The sequence below is a fragment of the Cellulosimicrobium cellulans genome (assembly GCF_024124905.1).
In the GTDB taxonomy this organism is placed as follows: Bacteria; Actinomycetota; Actinomycetes; order Actinomycetales; family Cellulomonadaceae; genus Cellulosimicrobium; species Cellulosimicrobium cellulans_G.
The window spans coordinates 216,413-234,139 of the sequence record NZ_JAMXST010000002.1 but is presented as its reverse complement, the minus strand read 5'-3'; the positions used below and the strand labels follow the sequence as shown (position 1 = coordinate 234,139).

Annotated in this window: 15 protein-coding genes and 1 tRNA gene; 3 read left to right on the top strand and 13 right to left on the bottom strand. The window is 74.8% G+C overall.

All coding sequences use genetic code 11. From position 1 onward, the window contains the following. Positions 1 to 24 precede the first annotated feature (24 nt). The 7 genes from NHH00_RS06030 to NHH00_RS06000 form a co-directional block, all read right to left on the bottom strand. Positions 25 to 600, bottom strand: coding sequence for a hemerythrin domain-containing protein (locus NHH00_RS06030; RefSeq protein ID WP_253050955.1), 576 nt, complete (start codon positions 598 to 600; stop codon positions 25 to 27). A gap of 276 nt (positions 601 to 876) precedes the next feature. Further along, positions 877 to 1,680, bottom strand: coding sequence for an amino acid ABC transporter ATP-binding protein (locus NHH00_RS06025; RefSeq protein ID WP_253050954.1), 804 nt, complete (start codon positions 1,678 to 1,680; stop codon positions 877 to 879). Further along, positions 1,677 to 2,606 (bottom strand): amino acid ABC transporter permease, encoded by a 930-nt coding sequence (locus tag NHH00_RS06020; RefSeq protein ID WP_253050953.1) that lies wholly within the window; start codon positions 2,604 to 2,606, stop codon positions 1,677 to 1,679. Before NHH00_RS06020 ends, NHH00_RS06025 begins: the two co-directional genes overlap by 4 nt. Positions 2,607 to 2,613: 7 nt before the next feature. Further along, a complete protein-coding gene (locus tag NHH00_RS06015) occupies positions 2,614 to 3,495 on the bottom strand; it encodes an ABC transporter substrate-binding protein (RefSeq protein ID WP_253050952.1) in 882 nt (293 codons plus the stop codon). Between the two features lie 216 nt (positions 3,496 to 3,711). Further along, positions 3,712 to 3,785: transfer RNA gene (locus tag NHH00_RS06010), tRNA-Met, on the bottom strand. 62 nt (positions 3,786 to 3,847) lie between these two features. After that, a complete protein-coding gene (locus NHH00_RS06005; RefSeq protein ID WP_253050951.1) occupies positions 3,848 to 4,888 on the bottom strand; it encodes an aldose 1-epimerase in 1,041 nt (346 codons plus the stop codon). Positions 4,889 to 5,009: 121 nt separating this feature from the next. Continuing rightward, entirely contained in the window at positions 5,010 to 8,054 is a 3,045-nt protein-coding gene (locus NHH00_RS06000) for a UPF0182 family membrane protein (RefSeq protein WP_253050950.1), read from the bottom strand. Positions 8,055 to 8,207: 153 nt separating this feature from the next. On the opposite strand from NHH00_RS06000, the gene NHH00_RS05995 reads away from it, so the two are divergent. After that, on the top strand, positions 8,208 to 8,822 hold the full coding sequence (locus tag NHH00_RS05995; protein ID WP_253050949.1) for a PPA1309 family protein: 615 nt from the start codon (positions 8,208 to 8,210) through the stop codon (positions 8,820 to 8,822). Between the two features lie 15 nt (positions 8,823 to 8,837). Here NHH00_RS05995 and NHH00_RS05990 read toward each other — a convergent pair whose 3' ends face one another. Both NHH00_RS05990 and NHH00_RS05985 read right to left on the bottom strand, forming a co-directional pair. After that, positions 8,838 to 9,947: a YlbL family protein gene (locus NHH00_RS05990; protein ID WP_253050947.1), complete on the bottom strand. Its 1,110-nt coding sequence runs from the start codon at positions 9,945 to 9,947 to the stop codon at positions 8,838 to 8,840. Positions 9,948 to 10,037: 90 nt separating this feature from the next. Beyond that, the gene (locus tag NHH00_RS05985) at positions 10,038 to 11,036 is read right to left on the bottom strand and encodes a nucleoside-diphosphate sugar epimerase (protein ID WP_253050946.1); all 999 of its coding nucleotides are present in this window, start codon (positions 11,034 to 11,036) and stop codon (positions 10,038 to 10,040) included. A gap of 165 nt (positions 11,037 to 11,201) precedes the next feature. On the opposite strand from NHH00_RS05985, the gene NHH00_RS05980 reads away from it, so the two are divergent. Then, on the top strand, positions 11,202 to 12,749 hold the full coding sequence (locus NHH00_RS05980) for a zinc-dependent metalloprotease (protein ID WP_253050945.1): 1,548 nt from the start codon (positions 11,202 to 11,204) through the stop codon (positions 12,747 to 12,749). Between the two features lie 31 nt (positions 12,750 to 12,780). On the opposite strand, the gene NHH00_RS05975 is transcribed toward NHH00_RS05980, so the two are convergent. Further along, complete coding sequence (locus tag NHH00_RS05975) at positions 12,781 to 13,365, bottom strand: YgjP-like metallopeptidase domain-containing protein (protein ID WP_253050944.1); 585 nt, start codon at positions 13,363 to 13,365, stop codon at positions 12,781 to 12,783. Positions 13,366 to 13,615: 250 nt separating this feature from the next. Between NHH00_RS05975 and NHH00_RS05970 the strand changes: the two genes are divergently transcribed. Beyond that, on the top strand, positions 13,616 to 14,728 hold the full coding sequence (locus tag NHH00_RS05970) for a ThiF family adenylyltransferase (protein WP_253050943.1): 1,113 nt from the start codon (positions 13,616 to 13,618) through the stop codon (positions 14,726 to 14,728). Here the strand turns inward: NHH00_RS05970 and NHH00_RS05965 are convergent. From NHH00_RS05965 to NHH00_RS05955, 3 genes are all read right to left on the bottom strand, one after another. Beyond that, positions 14,702 to 15,139: a WhiB family transcriptional regulator gene (locus tag NHH00_RS05965; protein ID WP_374614382.1), complete on the bottom strand. Its 438-nt coding sequence runs from the start codon at positions 15,137 to 15,139 to the stop codon at positions 14,702 to 14,704. The two genes, NHH00_RS05970 and NHH00_RS05965, sit on opposite strands and share 27 nt — an antisense overlap. Before the next feature lie 181 nt (positions 15,140 to 15,320). After that, on the bottom strand, positions 15,321 to 15,476 hold the full coding sequence (locus tag NHH00_RS05960) for a hypothetical protein (RefSeq protein WP_253050942.1): 156 nt from the start codon (positions 15,474 to 15,476) through the stop codon (positions 15,321 to 15,323). A 166-nt stretch (positions 15,477 to 15,642) separates the two neighbouring features. After that, positions 15,643 to 17,697, bottom strand: a complete 2,055-nt coding sequence (locus tag NHH00_RS05955) for an ATP-dependent helicase (RefSeq protein WP_253050941.1) — start codon at positions 17,695 to 17,697, stop codon at positions 15,643 to 15,645. Positions 17,698 to 17,727 lie beyond the last annotated feature (30 nt).

Sequence of the window (17,727 nt, the reverse complement as noted above, 5' to 3'; positions counted from 1 at the left end):
CGCGGTGCCGCCCGACCGTGCCCGTCAGAGCGGACCGAGCACGTCGTCGCGCGACGCCACGAGGTCGAGCGCGGCGAGGACGCCGCCGAGCGCGCGCTCCTCGTACCGGAAGTGCGACTCCATGATCGCGCCCACGCCGTCGAGGTGACGCCCGACGGCGTCGCGCGACGCCTCGGGGTCCGTCGTCCGGTCGAGCGCGTGCTCGAGGTCGGCGACGAGGTACGCGATCATCCCGTGGTCCTGGCGCAGGCGCCGCAGCACGTCGGCCAGGTCGGGATGGCGACGCTCCAGCTCGGGGAAGAGCACGGCGTCCTCGGCGGTGTGGTGCCGGGTGAGCGCGGTGCAGAACCCGCGGCACCACACGAGCAGGTCCGTGGCGGGCGCCGGGTCGTGCCCGGCCCCCTGCGCCCCGCCGTCCCGTGCCGGGCGGTCGTGCGCTGCGACCCTCGTCCCGGCGCCGGGTCGCGCCCCAGGGGGCGGGTCTGCTCCGGGTCGCCGAGAGCCGGGCGGTTCGTCCGCCTCGGCTACCGCCTCGCGCACCAGCGCCAACGCGCGCCGCAGCCGCCCGTGCACCGTCTGCATCTCGTCGTACCAGGCCACGAGCCTGGTCTTCTCGCCCTCACTCACCGGTGAGGAACGAGGAAAGGGTCCGTGCCGTCACGGCTCCCCCTTCCGGGTTCGACGCCTCCATGCCTGACGTGGTCCGCCACCAGCACGCGACGCTGCGCGCGACCCTACCAGCCGCCCGCAGGGTCGCCCTGCCCCGGGCGCACTGGTCGACGAGAACGACACCACGCGCCGTCGAACACGACCTGAAGGCCGCGAAGACGCTCAGAACGACCCTCATGTCGTGTTCGGCGGCCCCGGGGGGACGGGTCATGCGTGGAGGCGGCGGAGGAATGTGCGGGTGCGCTCGCGCTGTGGGTCGCCGAGCACCTGATCCGGGGTGCCGCGCTCGTGGACGCGGCCCTCGTGGAGGAAGCAGACCTCGTCGGCGACGCGGCGGGCGAAGCCCATCTCGTGCGTCGCGACGACCATCGTGCGCCCCTCCGCCCGCAGCTCGGCGAGGAGGTCGAGCACCTCGCCGACGAGCTCGGGGTCGAGCGCCGAGGTCACCTCGTCGAGCAGGAGGAGCTCCGGCCCGTTGACGAGGGCGCGCGCGATGGCCGCCCGCTGCTGCTCACCGCCCGAGAGCTGGTCGGGGTACGCCCTCACCTTGTGCCCCAGGCCGACCCGACCCAGCATCTCGACGGCCGCCGCCTCCGCCTCCGCGCGCGCCCGCCGGTGCACGAGGCGCGGCGCGAGCGTCACGTTGTCGAGCACCGTGAGGTGCGGGAAGAGGTTGTACGCCTGGAAGACCATGCCCATGCGCGCGCGGACCCGGTTGGCGTCGAGGCGCGGGTCGGCGACGTCCTCGCCGTCGAGCAGGATCTGCCCGTCGTCGACCTCGTCGAGAAGGTTGACGACGCGCAGGAGCGTCGACTTGCCGGAGCCCGACGACCCCACGAGCACGACGCACCGGTGCGCGTCGACGTCGAGGTCGATCCCGTCGAGCACGACTCGGCGCCCGCCCGGGGCCCCCGCGGCGGGGAAGGTCTTGCGGACACCGCGCAGGGAGAGCAGGTGGTGCGCGCCCGCGTCCTGCGGGATCGCGCCGGACGCCGGGACGGACGCGCTCATCGGATGTCCCCCGCCCCGCTCACGGTCGCGAGCGACCAGCCCCAGCCGCGGCGCGCCTGGTAGGCGTCGACCGCCCGCGTCAGCGGGAACGACACGAGGAAGAACAGGATCCCCGCGACGACGTACGGCGTGAAGTTGTAGCTCCCCGTCGTGGCGATCTGCGCCGCGCGGATCGCGTCGACCGCGCCGAGCACCGAGATGAGGCCCGAGTCCTTCTGCAGCGAGACGAGGTTGTTCGCGAGCGGCGCGGTGACGTTGCGCACGGCCTGCGGCAGCACGACGCGGCGGGTCGTCTGCGCGCGGGTGAGGCCGAGCGAGCGCGCCGCCGCGACCTGCGACGGGTGCACCGACTCGATGCCCGCGCGGAACACCTCGGCGAGGTAGGCGGTGTAGGTGAGGACGATCGCGAGCGCCCCGAGGAACGCGCCCGACGTCGGCAGCCACTCCAGCCGCAGCGCGGGCAGCCCGAAGCCCACGAGCAGCAGGACGAGCAGGAGCGGCACCCCGCGGAACAGGTCGACGTAGCCGATCGCGAACGCCCGCAGCGGGAAGAGCGCGGGGATGCGGCTCGTGCGCGCGATCGCCAGCCCGAGCCCCAGCAGCGTGCCGACGACGCCCGCGACGACCCACACGCGCAGGTTGAGCCACAGCCCCTCGAGGATCGCGGGCAGCGACTCCCACGCCATCGCCGGGTCGAAGAACGCGGTCCGCGCGCGCTCCCAGCCGGGCGCGTTGACGACGACGAGCACGACCGCCGCGACGACGAGCACCGTGCTCGCGAGCGCCACGAGGAGCGAGCGGCGGCGCTGGGCGCGCCGGAACGCCGCGCGGTCGAGCGCGAGCGGCGACGGCGTCCACGCGACCCCCGGGCCGCCGTCGGGCGTCCCGGCCCGCCCGGGCGGGCGCGCGTCGTCGGGCACGGTCACGGCCGGGTCACTCGAGGACGGGGATGTCGTCCGACTTGAGCCACGTCGTGCGCAACTCGGCGAGCGTGCCGTCGGCCTCGAGCTCGTCCACGGCCTGGGTCACGCAGTCGGTCAGCGCGGAGTCGAGGTCGAGCACGAGCCCGTACTGCTCGACGACGCCCTGGTCCGGCAGCGTGCCGATGACCACGGAGTCCGGGAAGTACTCGGTCGAGGCCGCGACGCCCTGGTCGACGTCCATGACCATCGCGTCGATCGTGCCGGACTGGAGCGCCTGCATGCCGTCGCCCGCCGCGTTGTACGGCGAGATGTCCGCGTCCTCGCCCCACGCGGCCTCCGCGAGCGTGAGGCTCGTCTGCGCGGCCGTCACGCCGATGCGCGCGCCGTCGAGCTCGGCGAGCGTCGTCGCGCCCGCGTAGGGGCCGTCCTCCATGACGATGACGCCCTGGCGCGTCGTGAGGTACGGGCTGGAGAAGTCGACGGCCTGCTTGCGCTCGTCGGTGATCGACGTCTGGTAGGCGGCGACGTCGAACGGCTTCACGGCCGGGCTGATGATCTGCTCGAACGTCACGGTCTCCCAGACGACGTCGTCGGCCGCGTAGCCGAGGCGGTCCGCGACCGCGTAGATGAGCGCCGACTCGAAGCCCTCGCCCGAGTCGTGCTCGCCGATGTACCACGGCGCGTACGCCTCGCCCGCGCCGACGGTCAGCACGCCGTCGGTGAGCGTCGGGAGCGCGCCGGGCTCGCACTGCGCGGCGTCGCCCGAGGCGCTGCCGCTCGGGCTCGCGGCGTCGCCGCCGTCGGAGCCTCCCGAGGAACAGGCCGTCAGCGTGAGCGCGGCGACCGCCGTGACGGCGGTGAGGACGGCGGGACGGGGACGCAGACGGCGCATGGTGACCTTCCGGGTGTCGGGCGCCCGCGGGAGTCGTGGGCGCCGGCCACTGACGATAACGCCGGGCCGTGGGCCGTGGCTTCCCTCGGCCGCTCCGCGGCGGGGTGGGTCGCGTCACAGGCGACGTGGCGTCGGCGCGGACCGCGGCACGACGGACGGACCCGCGCGCACGACGAAGGCCCTCGATCATCAGATCGAGGGCCTTCGCCTTCTGAGTAGCGGGGGCAGGATTTGAACCTGCGACCTCTGGGTTATGAGCCCAGCGAGCTACCGAGCTGCTCCACCCCGCGTCGGTGATCACTACTCTACGTGAGGTTCCGGACCAGGCCAAATCGGGTGGACGAGACGTGGGTCACGCCAGGACCTCGACCCCGAACGCGAACTCCCGCACGTCCCCCGGCTCCAGCCGCACGTCCGCCGCGCAGTCGGGGCGGTTGAACGCGTCGGTCAGGGTCTCGACGGGCTCGACCGCGACGGCGGCCCGCTCGCGGCGCGCCAGGCCGTCGCCCGTGTAGACGTGGACGAGTCCGCGGTCCTGCCACACGGCGAGCCCCTGTCCCGTCGCGGGGTCGCGCACGAGGGTCCGCGCGCGGCCGTCGGCGTCGGTGCGCAGGCCGCCGAACGCGTGGTCGAGCCGCACGCCGGCGAGCGGCAGCGGTCCGACACCGTCGATCGCACCGAACGCGTCCGCCCCCGCGAGCGGGAGCAGCCCGGCGTCGGTCACGACGGCGCGGCGCGCCGGGACCGTGAGCTCGAGCCGGTCGATCGTGTCGTGGCCCGGGACGCGCAGGTACGGGTGCCAGCCCAGGGCGACAGGTGCGGCGGTCGCACCGACGTTGCGAGCCCGCAGCGCGACGCCCAGCGAGCCCGAGTCGAGCACGTACTCGACCTCGAGGGCGAGCGCGAAGGGGTACCCCGCGTACGCGTCACGGGCGACGGACGCGCGCAGCACGACCGACACCGGTCGTGCCGGGTCCCCGTCTGCGGGCTGCGCGGGGTCCTCGCCCCGGTCGACAACCGTCCAGTCGAGCGTGCGGGCGAACCCGTGCATGGTGAGGGGCTCCCACGGCAGGACGGGGGGCACGCGGTGCCGTGCGCCGTCGAACACGTACTCCCCGCCGGAGAGGCGGTTGACGAACGGCGCCATGAGCGCGGACCGTGCGGCGTCGTGCGCGGCGACCTCTGCCTCGTCGGCGTACCCGTCGACGAGGTCCTCCACCTGCACGGTCCCGTCGGCCCCGCGCCACGGTGCGCGCCACGCGAGCACGGCGGCACCGCGCAGCGCCACGACGAGCTCGGCCCCGGACGGGTGGTGCAGGCGCGCCGCGGGGACGGCCGGGGTCGTGTCGCTCGCGACGCTGAAAGCGTTGCTGCAAACCGTTGCAGATGTCACGAGGAGCGATCCTCCCGGTCGGCGCAGGAAATGACAACTCCGGCACGACGACGGGCGGGCCGGGACCCCCGAGAGGTGTCCCGACCCGCCCGTCGTGCGTCGCGCCGGCGCGAGGTCCTCGTCAGCCGCCCGACGAGTCCGTGTCGAGCGACTGCTCCGCAGCGAGCGCCGCCTCGAGCGCCTGCTGCAGCCGGTCCTGCGCCTCGCCGTAGGCGGCGAAGTCACCCTCCGCGAGCGCCGCCTGGCCCTCCTCGATGGCCTGCTGCGCCTGGCGCAGCGCCTGGTCGAGCTCGGCGCGGGCGCCGCCGTCGACCGTGCCGCCGTCGGCCGGCGGCGCGGGCTCCTCGGTGGCCGGCGGCTCGGTGCCGGGGTCCGTCGTCCCCGGGTCGGTGGTCTCGCCGTCGGCCGGCTGGTCCGGGACCTCGGTCTCGACCCCGCCGTCGGCGTCGCCCGCGTTCGCGCCCGAGTCGCCGCCGAACACCTGGTCCAGCGCCTCGTCGAGCGTGTCGGCGAAGCCGATCTCGTCACCGAAGGACACGAGCACCTTGCGCAGCAGCGGGAACCGCGTGCCCTCCGTCGACTGCACGTAGACCGGCTGGACGTACAGCAGGCCGCCACCCACGGGGAGCGTGAGGAGGTTGCCGTTGATGACGGTCGAGTCGCCGCGCCGCAGCGCCAGCAGGCCGTCGGCGGCGGTCGGGTCGGTGTTGAAGTTGTTCTGCACCTGACCCGGTCCGGGGACCGTCGCGTTGCGCGGCAGCTCGAGGAGACGCAGCGTGCCGTAGTCCTCCGACCGCACTCCCGCCTCGTTGCCCGGCTCGGCGTCCACCGCGAGGAATCCCGTGAGGATGTTGCGGTCCGAGCCGCCGCCCGGGATGTACGTCGACATGAGCGAGAACGTCGGCGCCTCCTGGCTCGGCATCTGGAGCGTGAGGTAGTACGGCGGCTGCAGCGGCTTGACCTGACCGCTCGCCGTCGGGTCCTCCGGGCTGCGCCAGAAGTCCTGGCCGGAGAAGAACTCGTTCGCGTCGTCCACGTGGTAGCTCGCGAGCAGCGTGCGCTGCACCTTGAACAGGTCCTCGGGGTAGCGCAGGTGGCTCATGAGGTCGCCGGAGATCTCCGTGATCGGCTTGACCGAGCTCGGGAAGACCTGGGTCCACGCCTGGAGCACCGGGTCCTCGGCGTCCCACGCGTACAGGTCGACCGAGCCGTCGTACGCGTCCACGGTCGCCTTGACCGAGTTCCGGATGTAGTTCACCTGCTGCGGCGCGAGCGCCTCGACCGAGTTCGCCGCGACGAGCGAGTCGCGCGTCGAGTCCTCGAGCGACTCCGACGTCGAGTACGGGTAGGCGTTCGACGTCGTGTAGCCGTCCACGATCCACTTGACCCGGCCGTCCACGACCGCCGGGTACACGCGCCCGTCGAGCGTGAGGTACGGGGCGACCTTCGCGACGCGGTCGCGCGGGCTGCGGTCGTAGAGGATCTGCGACTCCTCCGTGACGCGGTCGGAGAAGAGGATCTGCTCGGAGCCGAACTTCAGCGCGTACAGCACCTTGTTCATGAACGACCCGACGCTCGGGCCCGCCTGGACGTCCTGCGTCGGGAAGGTGTTGTTGACCTGGCCGCCCTCGTCGTCGACGGGGTAGTCGAGCTCCCACGCGTCGCGGCCCTCGGGGGCGCCGACGATCGAGTACTGCGGCGCCTCGGGCGAGAAGTAGATGCGCGGCTCGTAGCCGCCCGCGTCGGTGAACGCGCCCGTCGACGGGATCGAGCCCTCGTAGAACGCCGGGCGGCCGTCGGGCCCGATCTGGTTGCCGTACGCGGCGACGACGCCGAAGCCGTGCGTGTAGACCGTGTGGTCGTTGACCCAGTTCCGCTGGTCGGCGCCCAGACCGTCCTGGTTGAGCTCGCGCACCGCGATGACGGTGTCGCGGCTCTCGTCGTCGATCGTGTAGCGGTCGACCGACAGCGAGCTCGAGAACTGGTAGTACTGCTTGTTCTGCTGGAGCTGGCTGAACGAGGGGCTGACGATCTCGGGGTCGAGCAGGCGGATCGACGCCGTGGTGTCGGCGTCCTCGCGCAGCGCGCCCGCCTCCGCCTCGGTCTTGGCGTTGTACTGCTCGGTCTCGACCTGGTCGATCCCGTACGCGGCCTTCGTCGCGTCGATGTTGCGCTGGATGTACTCCTCCTCGAAGTCCTGCGCGTTCGGCGTGACCTGGAAGCGCTGGACGACGCTCGGGTAGATGCCGCCGATGGCGATGGCCGACACGACCATGAGGCCCACGCCGATCGCCGGGAGGCGCCAGTTGCCGCGCACCGCCGTCACGACGAACAGCGCCGCGACGAAGAGCGCGACGACCGTGAGGATCGCCTTCGAGGGGATCACCGCGTGCACGTCGGCGTACGACGCACCGTCGAACTTGGCGCCGCCCGAGGTGAGGATCGAGTACCGGTCGAGCCAGTAGTTGGCCCCGATGAGGACGAGGAGGAGCGCGGCGGTCACCGAGAGCTGGACGCGCGCGGCCGTCGTCGTGCGCGGGCCCGCGTCGGAGCCGCCGCCGATGCGCAGCCCGCCGTACAGGTAGTGCGTCGCGACCGCGGCGATGCCCGCGATGATGACGACCGCCATGAGGAAGCTCACGACGAACCGGAGCGCCGGCAGCGTGAAGACGTAGAAGGACAGGTCGATGCCCCACTGCGGGTCCGTCGTGCCGAACGGGACCGAGTTGAGCGCGAGCAGGACGGTCTGCCACTGCGACGCCGCCGCCGCGCCGGCGAAGAAGCCGACGAGCGCGGGCGCCACGATCATGACGACCTTGCGCAGCGGCTCGATCGCCTCGCGGTACTGGTCGAGCGTCGCCTGCTCGGGCGTCGACGGCGCGTAGATCGGCCGGGACCGGTACGCGATCGAGAAGGACAGGAAGACGAGCCCGCCCATGACGAGGAACCCGCCGACGAACAGGGCGATGCGCGCGCCCCACTGCGTCCACAGGACGTTCGCGAAGTCGAGCTGCCGGAACCACAGCACCTCGGTCCAGAACTGGGCGAGCAGGAGCAGGAGGACCACGAGGGCGCCGACGACGGCGATCGCGATCCCGATCGGGCTCCGGCGCCGGGCGGGCCGCGCCCCGGGGGACGGCCGGCGGGGCGCTGCGGCGAATGACACGGTGGGTATACCTCTTCGGTCGTGGCTCGGGCGTGCACCGGGGTCAACGCCCGGTCCTCCCCCAAGGTTCCCACGGTCCGGGGCCTCGTGGGGGACGTCACGTCGGTCGCCGACCGTCCGCCGCCGGACGGCGCGATGGGGGACCATGGGGGCATGCCCCAGCCTGACGACGCCGCTCCCTCCCCCGCTCCCGCACCCGGCTCCGGCCCCGACCCGGTCGCGCCCGGCGGCCCGACGCCGCAGCACGCCCTCGCGCTCGCCGTCCACGAGATCGAGGTGCACGCGGCGGACGCCGGCTGGGACGCCCCGCCGCGGCTCTTCGCGCTCGTCGCCACGGCCGGCGCGCTCGCGGCGGACCCGACGCTCGCGGACCGCCTGCCGCCCGACGTCGTCGCCGCGGCCACCGCGGACCCGCACCACCTGCTCTCGATCGAGCAGGAGGGCTTCGCCGTGGACGGCGACCTCGAGGACGGGCTCGCGCGCGTCGCGTGGCCCGCGACGGTCGACGGCGCCGCGCTCGTCGTCGAGCGGATCGTCCTGCCCCCGACCGCCGAGGAGGGCGTGCCCGACGACCCGGACGCCGCGCTCGACTACCTCACGTCGCACCCGGACCGGCAGGACGTGCGCCTCGCCGTCGGGGTGCTGCGGGACGGTCCGGCCTGGTGCGCGGTCCGGTCGCGCGCGCACGACTCGGCGACCGACGTCGCGGGCGGCCCGGACCTCGTCCCGGGACTCGTCACCGCGCTGCGCGCGACGCTCGAGGACTGACGCGAGCGGCGCCCGTCAGCCGCGCGCCTCGCACGTCGGGAGGGAGTCGCCCTCGCCCGCGCCGATCGCCTCCATGGCCGCGCGGGCGTCGGCCAGCGTCGAGACCGCCGCGACGTGCAGGCCGTCCGGCACGTTGCCCACGACCTCCGGGCAGTTGGCCTGCGGCGCGAGGAACCACGTCGCGCCGTCGCGCAGGGCGCCGTACAGCTTCTGCTGGATGCCGCCGATCGGGCCGACGTCCCCCTCGACGCTCATGGTGCCCGTGCCCGCGATGACGACGCCGTTCGCCTCGTCCTCGGGCGTGAGCTGGTCGACGATGCCGAGCGCGAACATCGTCCCGGCGCTCGGGCCGCCGATGTCCTCGATCTGGATCGACACGTCGACCGGGAAGTCGAAGGTCGGGTCGATGAACACGCCGAGCAGCGCGGTGTCGCCGCCGTCGGTCGTCGTCACCGTGAGGTCGGTCTCCGTGCCGTCGCGCAGGACGCCGAGGGTGACGTCGGCGCCCGGGTCGACGGCGGCCAGCCCGTCGATGAGGTCCTGGTACGTCGGGACCGGGGCGCCGTCGAGCGCGACGATGACGTCGCCCGGCTCGACGACCCCGTCCGACCCGCTGTCCGGGACCGCCGCCTCGACCGTGAGCGTCGCCGGCACCTCGTAGCCGAGCTCGGTGAGCGCCGCGACCGTCGCGTTCTCCTGCGAGGAGATCATCTCGGCCTGGCCCTGCTGCTCCGTCTCCTCCTTGGTGCGGCCCGTCGGGAAGACCTCCTCGACCGGACGCACGCTGCGCGACCGGTCGAACCAGCCCTGCACGACCTGACCGAGGTTCACCGGGTAGCCGGGTCCGCCCGCGACGGAGACCGTCGTCAGGCGCAGCTCCCCCGTCGAGTCGAACGTCTCGGCGCCCGTGATGGAGATGAGCGGCGTGCCGTCCTGCTCGCCGAGCGTGTCCTCCGTGGGCCCCGGCGACCGCACCGCGTAGGGCGCGGGCAGGATCGCGAGGCCCGCGACGAGCAGCGTCGTCGCGAGCAGGGAGATGCCGAACGTCAGGGACCGTCGGGTCACGGGCGGCGGGACGTGCTCGTCCTCCGTGAGGAGGGCGTCGAAGGAGGGGGCGTCGCTCACCGGGACATCATCCCCGAGGATGCTGGGATCTCCTTGCCGGCCGCGCCCACTCGTCCGAGGCGCTCCCGACCGGCACCCGACGGCGCACCGTCAGAGGCGGCGCGACCGCGCCTGCCGCCAGACCGCCGCGGTCCCCAGGACCGCGACCGCCGCTCCCGCGGCGCCGAGGGCCGCCGCGTCACGACCGCCGAACCGGAGCCCCGCGACGCCCACCCGGCCGCGCACCTCCGCGAGCAGCACCTCCAGCGCCGCCGCGCCCGACCAGGCCGGCGTCCACCCGGCGTCGTGCAGGCGCCCGGCCGCGACCGACCACGGGTGCACGACGAACGCGAGGTCGCTCGCCGGCGACGGCAGCACCCCGACGCGGTGCAGCCGCTCGGCGGCGCCGAACGCGGTCGCGGGCGGGAGCTGCACCGTGCGCAGGCCGGCCGCCGCCGCCACCGTCTCGGAGTCCAGCGCGTCGGGCAGCCCGTCGCGCAGCGGGCCGGCCGTCAGACCGCCGACGAGCCCACCGTCGACCGCGACGCGCACCGCGGCGACGACGTCCTCGACGTGCACGAGGTGCCACGTGCGCTCCCCGCCGCGGACGGTGAGCAGGCGCGGGGCCTCGAAGTGCCGCGTGAGGAGCGTGTCGATCCCCGGCCCGACGACGACGGTCGGCCGCACGAGCCCGAGCGGCACCCCGCCCAGCGCCTCGCGCAGCGCGTCCTCGAACGCGGCCACGTCCCCCGCGAACCCCGGTCCGTCGTCGACGGCGACCGGGTCGTCGTCCTCGATCACCGCGCGACCGGGCGTCGCCCCGTGCACCGCGGCCGACGTCACGGCGACGACGTGCTCGATCCCCGCCGCGACCGCGGCCTCGCCCGCGCGCCTCCCGAGGAGCGCCAGCCGGGCGCGCTGCTCGGCGTCGGTCCTCGCGCGCGGCGCCCCGAACTCCCCCGCCGGGGCGACCACGACGAGCCGGCGCGCGCCGTCGGGCCACCCCTCGGGGTCGACGGGCGACGCGTCGGCGGCGCCCAGCCCGCGACGTACCGCGCCGGCGACCTGCCCGACGCCGACGACCACGACGGGCTCTCCCGGCGGACTCACGGGCTCGGACCGGGGGGCCTCCCCCGGGTCGCCCGGCGGTCGTCCCCCGCCCGGGACCGCGTCGCTGCGCCGTGAGCGAACCCGGCCCTCGGACATGGCCCAGCCCCCGTTCTCGGCGGTCGATCGTGGTTACGGTGATCACCGACGCTACCGTGAGGAGTCGCCATGAGCAGCCTTCCCCCCGACCGCACGCCCGGACCGGACGACGACACGCCCTTCGACCCGCGGTTCGAGGAGCTGCTCCGCTCGATGCTCGGACCCGACGCGGACGAGGCGCTGCGCGAGCTGCGCGCCCGCGGCCTCGACCCCCAGGCGCTCGCCGCCGGGGGCGCGGCGGACCCCCAGCTCTTCCAGCACGTCCTCGCGCAGGTCCAGCGGCTCTTGTCGACGCCGAGCGACGGCCCGGTGAACACGGACGTCTCGCACGACGTCGCCCGCCAGGTCGCCGTCGCCGAGGGCGACCCCTCCGTCACGGCGGCGCAGCAGCGCGCCGTGACGGAGTCGTTGTCCGTCGCCGAGCTGTGGCTCGACGCCGTCACCGACCTCCCGCCGTCGGGCGGACGTGCCCAGGCCTGGAGCCGGTCCGAGTGGGTCGAGCACACGCTCCCGGCGTGGAACGAGCTCGTCGCGCCCGTCGCGGCGTCGGTGGCCGACGCGCTCGCGACGGTCCTGCGCGATCAGCTCCCGGAGGGCCTCGGCGAGGACCCGTCGGCGCTGCCCGGGGTCGGGTTCACGATCCCGGGCCAGGTGCCCGGGCTCCCCGCCGGCGCGCTCGGGATGCCGGGCGACCCCGCGGCGCTCATGCAGCGCCTCGGCGCGGCCGTCTTCGGCATGCAGGTGGGCCAGGCGGCGGGGACGCTGTCGCGCGAGGTCTTCGGGGCCACCGACGTCGGGCTGCCGCTGCTCGACCAGCCCGGGACGGTCCTCCTGCCGACGAACGTCGAGGCGTTCGCCGAGGGGCTGGACGCCCCCGCGGACGAGGTCCGCCTGTTCCTGGCGCTCCGCGAGGCGGCCCACGCGCGCCTCTTCACGCACGTCTCGTGGCTGCGCGGGCACCTGCGCAGCCTGGTCGACGCGTACGCGCGCGGCATCACCATCGACCTGTCCGCGCTCGAGTCGCAGCTCTCCGACGTCGACCTCACCGACACGGGCGCCCTCCAGCGCGCCCTGTCCGGCGGCGTCTTCGGGCTCCAGAACACTCCCGAGCAGCAGGCCACGCTCCTGCGGCTCGAGACGACGCTCGCGCTCGTCGAGGGCTGGGTCGACGAGGTGACGGCCGCCGCGGCCCTCCCCCACCTGCCGCACGCGGTCCCGCTGCGCGAGATGCTGCGCCGCCGGCGTGCGGCGGGCGGTCCCGCCGAGCACACGTTCGCGACCCTGGTCGGGCTGGAGCTGCGTCCCCGTCGCTCGCGCGACGCGGCGGCCCTGTGGGCGCTCATCGCCGCGCAGTCCGGCCCGAGCGCCCGCGACGGCGTCTGGGACCACCCCGACCTCCTGCCCGACGCGACCGACCTCGACGACCCCGCGGGCTACGAGAGCCGGCGTGCCGTGACCCGCATCGAGGAGGCCGACGTCGACCGCGCGCTTGAGGAGATCTTCCGCGCCGCCGAGGGGACGGGGGACGCCGAGCCCCCGAGCAGCACGGCGGACGACGCGTCGACGGACGACACGACCGACGACGGGCCGACGGACGCGGGAAGCGGCGCGCGCTGAGCCTCCGGCGCCCTCAGGGGCGCCCGACCCCTCAGGGGGTGCCGGACGACCCGTCGGCCGCGAGCCCGGCGTCTCCCTCGGGGGCGCCGGGCTCGTCGCCGTCGGGCTCGAGCTCCGCGTCCCGCGCGAACGAGAAGCCCTCCAGGAAGCCGCGCGCCCGATCCGTCCGCGGGTACGACTCGAGCAGCTTCCAGAACCCCGGGCCGTGGCCGGCGTGGAGCAGGTGGGCGAGCTCGTGCAGCAGCACGTAGTCGAGCACCCACGAGGGCATCCCCCGCACGCGGGTCGAGATGCGGATCGTCCCGTCGATGAGGGTGCACGACCCCCACCGCCGGTCCTGGTTCCCGGACCAGCGCACGCTCGTCGGGTGCGCGCGGCCGTCGAGGTACTTCTCGGACAGCTCGACGGCGCGGCGCTCGAGCTCGTCGTCGGAGGGGCGTCGCCGCCGCTCGGAGTCGGCCAGGCGGTCGAGCATGCGCTGGACCCACTCCCGCTCCTGCGCGCGGGTGAAGCGCGCCGGGATCGCCACGATGGTGCGCTCGCCGTCGCGGTAGGCGCTCACCGTGCTCTTGCGTCGGCGGCTGCGCCGAACCTCCACGATCGTCTCCCGGACCACGCTCAGACCGTAGTGGTTCTCGCCACGAAACGGCAGGGGCCCACGCCGTGCGGTGCGGATTTCCGCACCGCACGGTCGAGCAGACGTCGCGGGGAGCTGTGCTGCCGGTCAAGGAACTGCCTGCGAAGCGTCGTCGAGGTCTGCCTGTGGACAACTCGGGTCGGGGGTCGCCTCCGTGCCACGCTGACCGCGGGCGGCCGAGCGCGCCGCCCGCCCCACGACCCGCGGAGGACACGTGCAGCGACGACGCGTGCTACGGCCCGAGGCCCCGCTGCTGCGGCGCGGCCCGGGCGAGGTGCAGGTCGGCACCGACCCACGGTGGTCGGTCCGGCTCGCCGGGCTCGAGCCCGGCGAGGAGGAGTGGCTGCGCGCGCTCGCGTCGCCGGCGGCCCGGCGTCCCGACGGGCGCGCGGCCGGCCCGCCCGCGGCGCCCGGCCGGCGCGCCGCGCTCGTCCGGCTCCTCGAGGAGGCGCACCTGCTCGTCCCCGCCCGTCGGCGACGCCCCGTCTCGCCCGCCCCGGGGAACGGCGCGGCGGACGTGGGCGTGCTCTCGGCGCTGCGGCCCGACGGCGCGGGGCATCGCGTCCTCGCGTCCCGCGCCCGGGCGACCGTCGCCGTCGTCGGGCTGGGGCGGGTCGGGGCCGCGCTCGCCGTGCACCTCGCGACGGCCGGGGTGGGCACGGTCGTCCTGGAGGACCGCGGCACGGTCCTCGCCACGGACGTCGGGGTGGGCGCGTACCGGCTGCGCGACGTCGGGACGCCCCGCGAGACCGCGGTGCGGCGGCTCGTCGAGGAGGTGGCGCCCGGGGCCGTCGTCACCGCGGGCACAGGCGCGGGCGCCGGCGCCCCGGTGGACGACCGGGTGACGGGAGCACGGGGCCGGGTCCCGGACGTCGTGGTCGTGGTCGAGCACGGCGCGGCGGACCCGGAGCGGGTCGGGCGGCTCGTGGGAGAGGGGGTGGCGCACCTGTCGGTCGTGGTGCGCGAGGCCGACGTCGTCGTCGGACCGTTCGTCCGGCCGGGCCTCGACCCGTGCCTGACGTGCGTGGACCTGCACCACGCCGACGCGGACCCGTGCTGGCCGCAGCTGGCGCGGCAGCTGCGCGACGGGCGCGTGCGCGCGGCCGAGGAGTCGTCGCTCGCGGCCTCGGCGGCCGCGGTCGCGCTCGGTCAGGTCCTGGCAGCCCTGGACGGGCTGGTGCCCCGCGCAGCCACGGCCCGCATCGAGATCCCTGCTCCCGATGCGGTGCCGCGGCTGCGCGAGACGGGTCGCCACCCGCGCTGCGGGTGCGACGAGCTGGCGCGCACGCCCCCGGACGGGGCGTCGCTCACCATGTCAGGCCGCCGTCGAGGCGCCGACTGACGCCCCGGCCTCGACGCGCGACGCCTCCTGCGCCTGGCGCTCGGCCTCACGGGCGAGCACCTCGGCCTTGCTCGGACGGCCGCGGCCGCGCTTGCGCGCGACGACGACGCCGTCCACGAAGACCTCGCCGCCCCAGACGCCCCAGGGCTCGCGGCGCTCGATCGCGCCGGCGAGGCAGCCCTCGACGAGGGGGCACGTGCGGCACAGGGCCTTGGCCTCCTCGACCTCGGCGGACCGCTCGGCGAACCAGAGCTCCGGGTCGTTGGTGCGGCAGGGCAGCAGGCCCGCGAGGAGGCGGTCGAACTCCGCGGAGTCCTGCTCGCCGAGGGGCGTGGCCAGCGGTTGGTGGGGGACCCAGGGGCCGGATCCGCCCTGGGCAGTGATGTTGTCGAGCAGCGCGGTGAGCCGCACGATGTCCTCCAGTGATGTCCTGTCGTGGGTGTGAACGTCGTCGTCACAGGACCTGAGGACAGCGGTCCCCGTCCGTAGGAAGGACGGGAGAGACCGGTGATCCTCATCGGCAGACGTGCTCTGGAGAACACGAAGGCCACGGGTCCGAGACGGACTCCGCGGCCTGGAAGGTTCTGGTCGGTCAGACCAGAGGTGTCCTGGAGGCGGAGTCGGGAGCGGGGCGGGCGACGAAGGTGCCGCCGCGGTGCGCGGCTGCACGCGGACGGAGTCCTCCTGGCGTGCCCGTGTAGACGGACGCGTTATCCAGCAGGTTCGCCATGGCGATCTGGTTCTTCATCAGCTTTCCCACCCCCTCTCTCCGTTCGAGGCCCGCCTCCCGGCGCGCCCCTCTCCAACAGGACTCGTCGACCATATGTCGCGCGTCGCGGGACGCACAACTTATTTACGGGAATTTCTTCGACGAGTTTCTCGAACCCTCCTGGGAGCCCGAGAACGGCTCCGCGTCACCGTTCCGCGCGGCCCACGATGTCCAGGATCGTCGCGCCGTACCGCTCGATCTTCGCCGGCCCGAGCCCGTTGATGCGGGCCAGGGCGGCCGTGCTGGTGGGCCGGGACTCGGCGATCGCCGCGAGCGCGCTGTCCACCAGCACGGTGAACGCCGGCTTGTCCGTCTCCTGCGCGACCTGGCGCCGCCACTCGCGCAGGCTCTCGAACAGCTCGCGGTCGTACTCCCCCGTGAGCCGCAGCTTCGCCTGCCCGGAGCGCGGACGGCGCGTGCCGTGGGCTCCCGGCTCGTCCGGCCACAGCCCGTCGAGGAACCGGGTCCGGCGCCGCGTCGCGCGACCGCCGGGGTTCCGCGACCGGGCGAAGGACAGCTCCAGGTGCTCGCGGGCCCGGGTGATGCCCACGTAGAGCAGCCGCCGTTCCTCCGCGATCGCCTCGTCCGTCTCGGCGAGGGAGATCGGCATGAGCCCCTCGCTCGTGCCCGCGAGGAACACCGCGTCCCACTCGAGGCCCTTGGCCGCGTGGAGCGACGCGAGCGTCACGCCCTCCACCGTCGGAGCGTGCTGCGCGGCGGCGCGCTCGTCGAGCTCGGCCACGAAGGTCGCGACCGTCGGCGCGGGCCCCTCGGCCGCCTGCGCGAGCGCGGCGACGTCGTCGGCGAGCGCGACGAGCGCCTGCGTGGACTCCCACCGCTCGCGCGCCGCCCCGCGCGCGGCGGGCGGCTCGGGTGCCCACCCGGCGGCGGCGAGGACGTCGCGCACCGTCTCGGGCATCGGGACGTCGGGGTCGGCCGACCGGGCCGCCCCGCGCAGGAGCACGATCGCGTCGCGCACCTCCTTGCGCTGGAAGAAGCGCTCGCCGCCCCGGACGAGGTAGCCGATGCCCGCTTCGGCGAGCGCCGACTCGAAGGCCTCCGACTGCGCGTTGGTGCGGTAGAGGACCGCGATCTCGCTCGCGCGCGTGCCGGCCGCGAGGAGCCGCGAGATCCGCTGGGCGATGCCGGCAGCCTCCGCCTCGTCGTCGTCGTACGTGGTGAACGCGACCGGCGGGCCGGCGGGCCGCTGGGCGACGAGCTCGAGCGCCTGGTGCGCGCCGCCCGCGCGCCCGGCGCGCGCGAGGAGCTGGTTCGCGAGGTTCACGACCTGCGGCGTCGAGCGGTAGTCCCGCACCAGCCGGATGACCTGCGCGCCCGGGTAGGTGCGCGAGAACGTGAGGAGGTGGTGCGGCGTCGCGCCCGTGAACGAGTAGATCGTCTGCGACGGGTCCCCGACGACGCACAGCTCCTCGCGCCCCCCGAGCCACTGGTCGAGGACGAACTGCTGCAGCGGCGAGACGTCCTGGTACTCGTCGACGACGAAGTGCCGGTACTGACGACGCACCTCGTCCGCGACGCCGCCCTGCGTCGCGAGCATGTCGCCCAGCATGAGGAGCACGTCCTCGAAGTCGATGACCGACCGCTCGGTCTTCACGTCCTCGTACGCCGTGATGAGGCGCGCGACCGTCTGGTGGTCGTACCCGGCGGGGGGCTCGCGGTCGATCGCCTCGCACGCCCGGACGTAGTCGTCCGCGGTGACGAGCGAGACCTTGGCCCACTCGACCTCGGACGACAGGTCCCGCACCGCGACGCGGTCGACGCCCACGCCGAGGCGACGCGCCGACTCGGCGATGACCGGCGCCTTGTGCTCCAGGATGCGCGGCGGCGCGCCCCCGACGACCTTGGGCCAGAAGTAGCCGAGCTGGCGCAGCGCCGCCGCGTGGAACGTCCGCGCCTGGACTCCCGTCGCACCCAGCTCGCGCAGTCGGGTGCGCATCTCCCCCGCAGCGCGCGCCGTGAAGGTCACGGCGAGCACGCTCGTCGGGGTGTAGACACCGGTGCGGACGCCGTAGGCGATGCGGTGCGTGATCGCGCGCGTCTTGCCGGTCCCCGCGCCCGCGAGCACGCAGACCGGGCCGCGCAGCGCGACCGCGACGTCGCGCTGGTCGGGGTCGAGCGCGTCGAGGATCTCGTCGGCGGTGCGCAGGGACGGCGGGCGTGAGACCGGTGGTGTGGACATCACCCGCGATTCTCGCAGGCGTCGCCGACA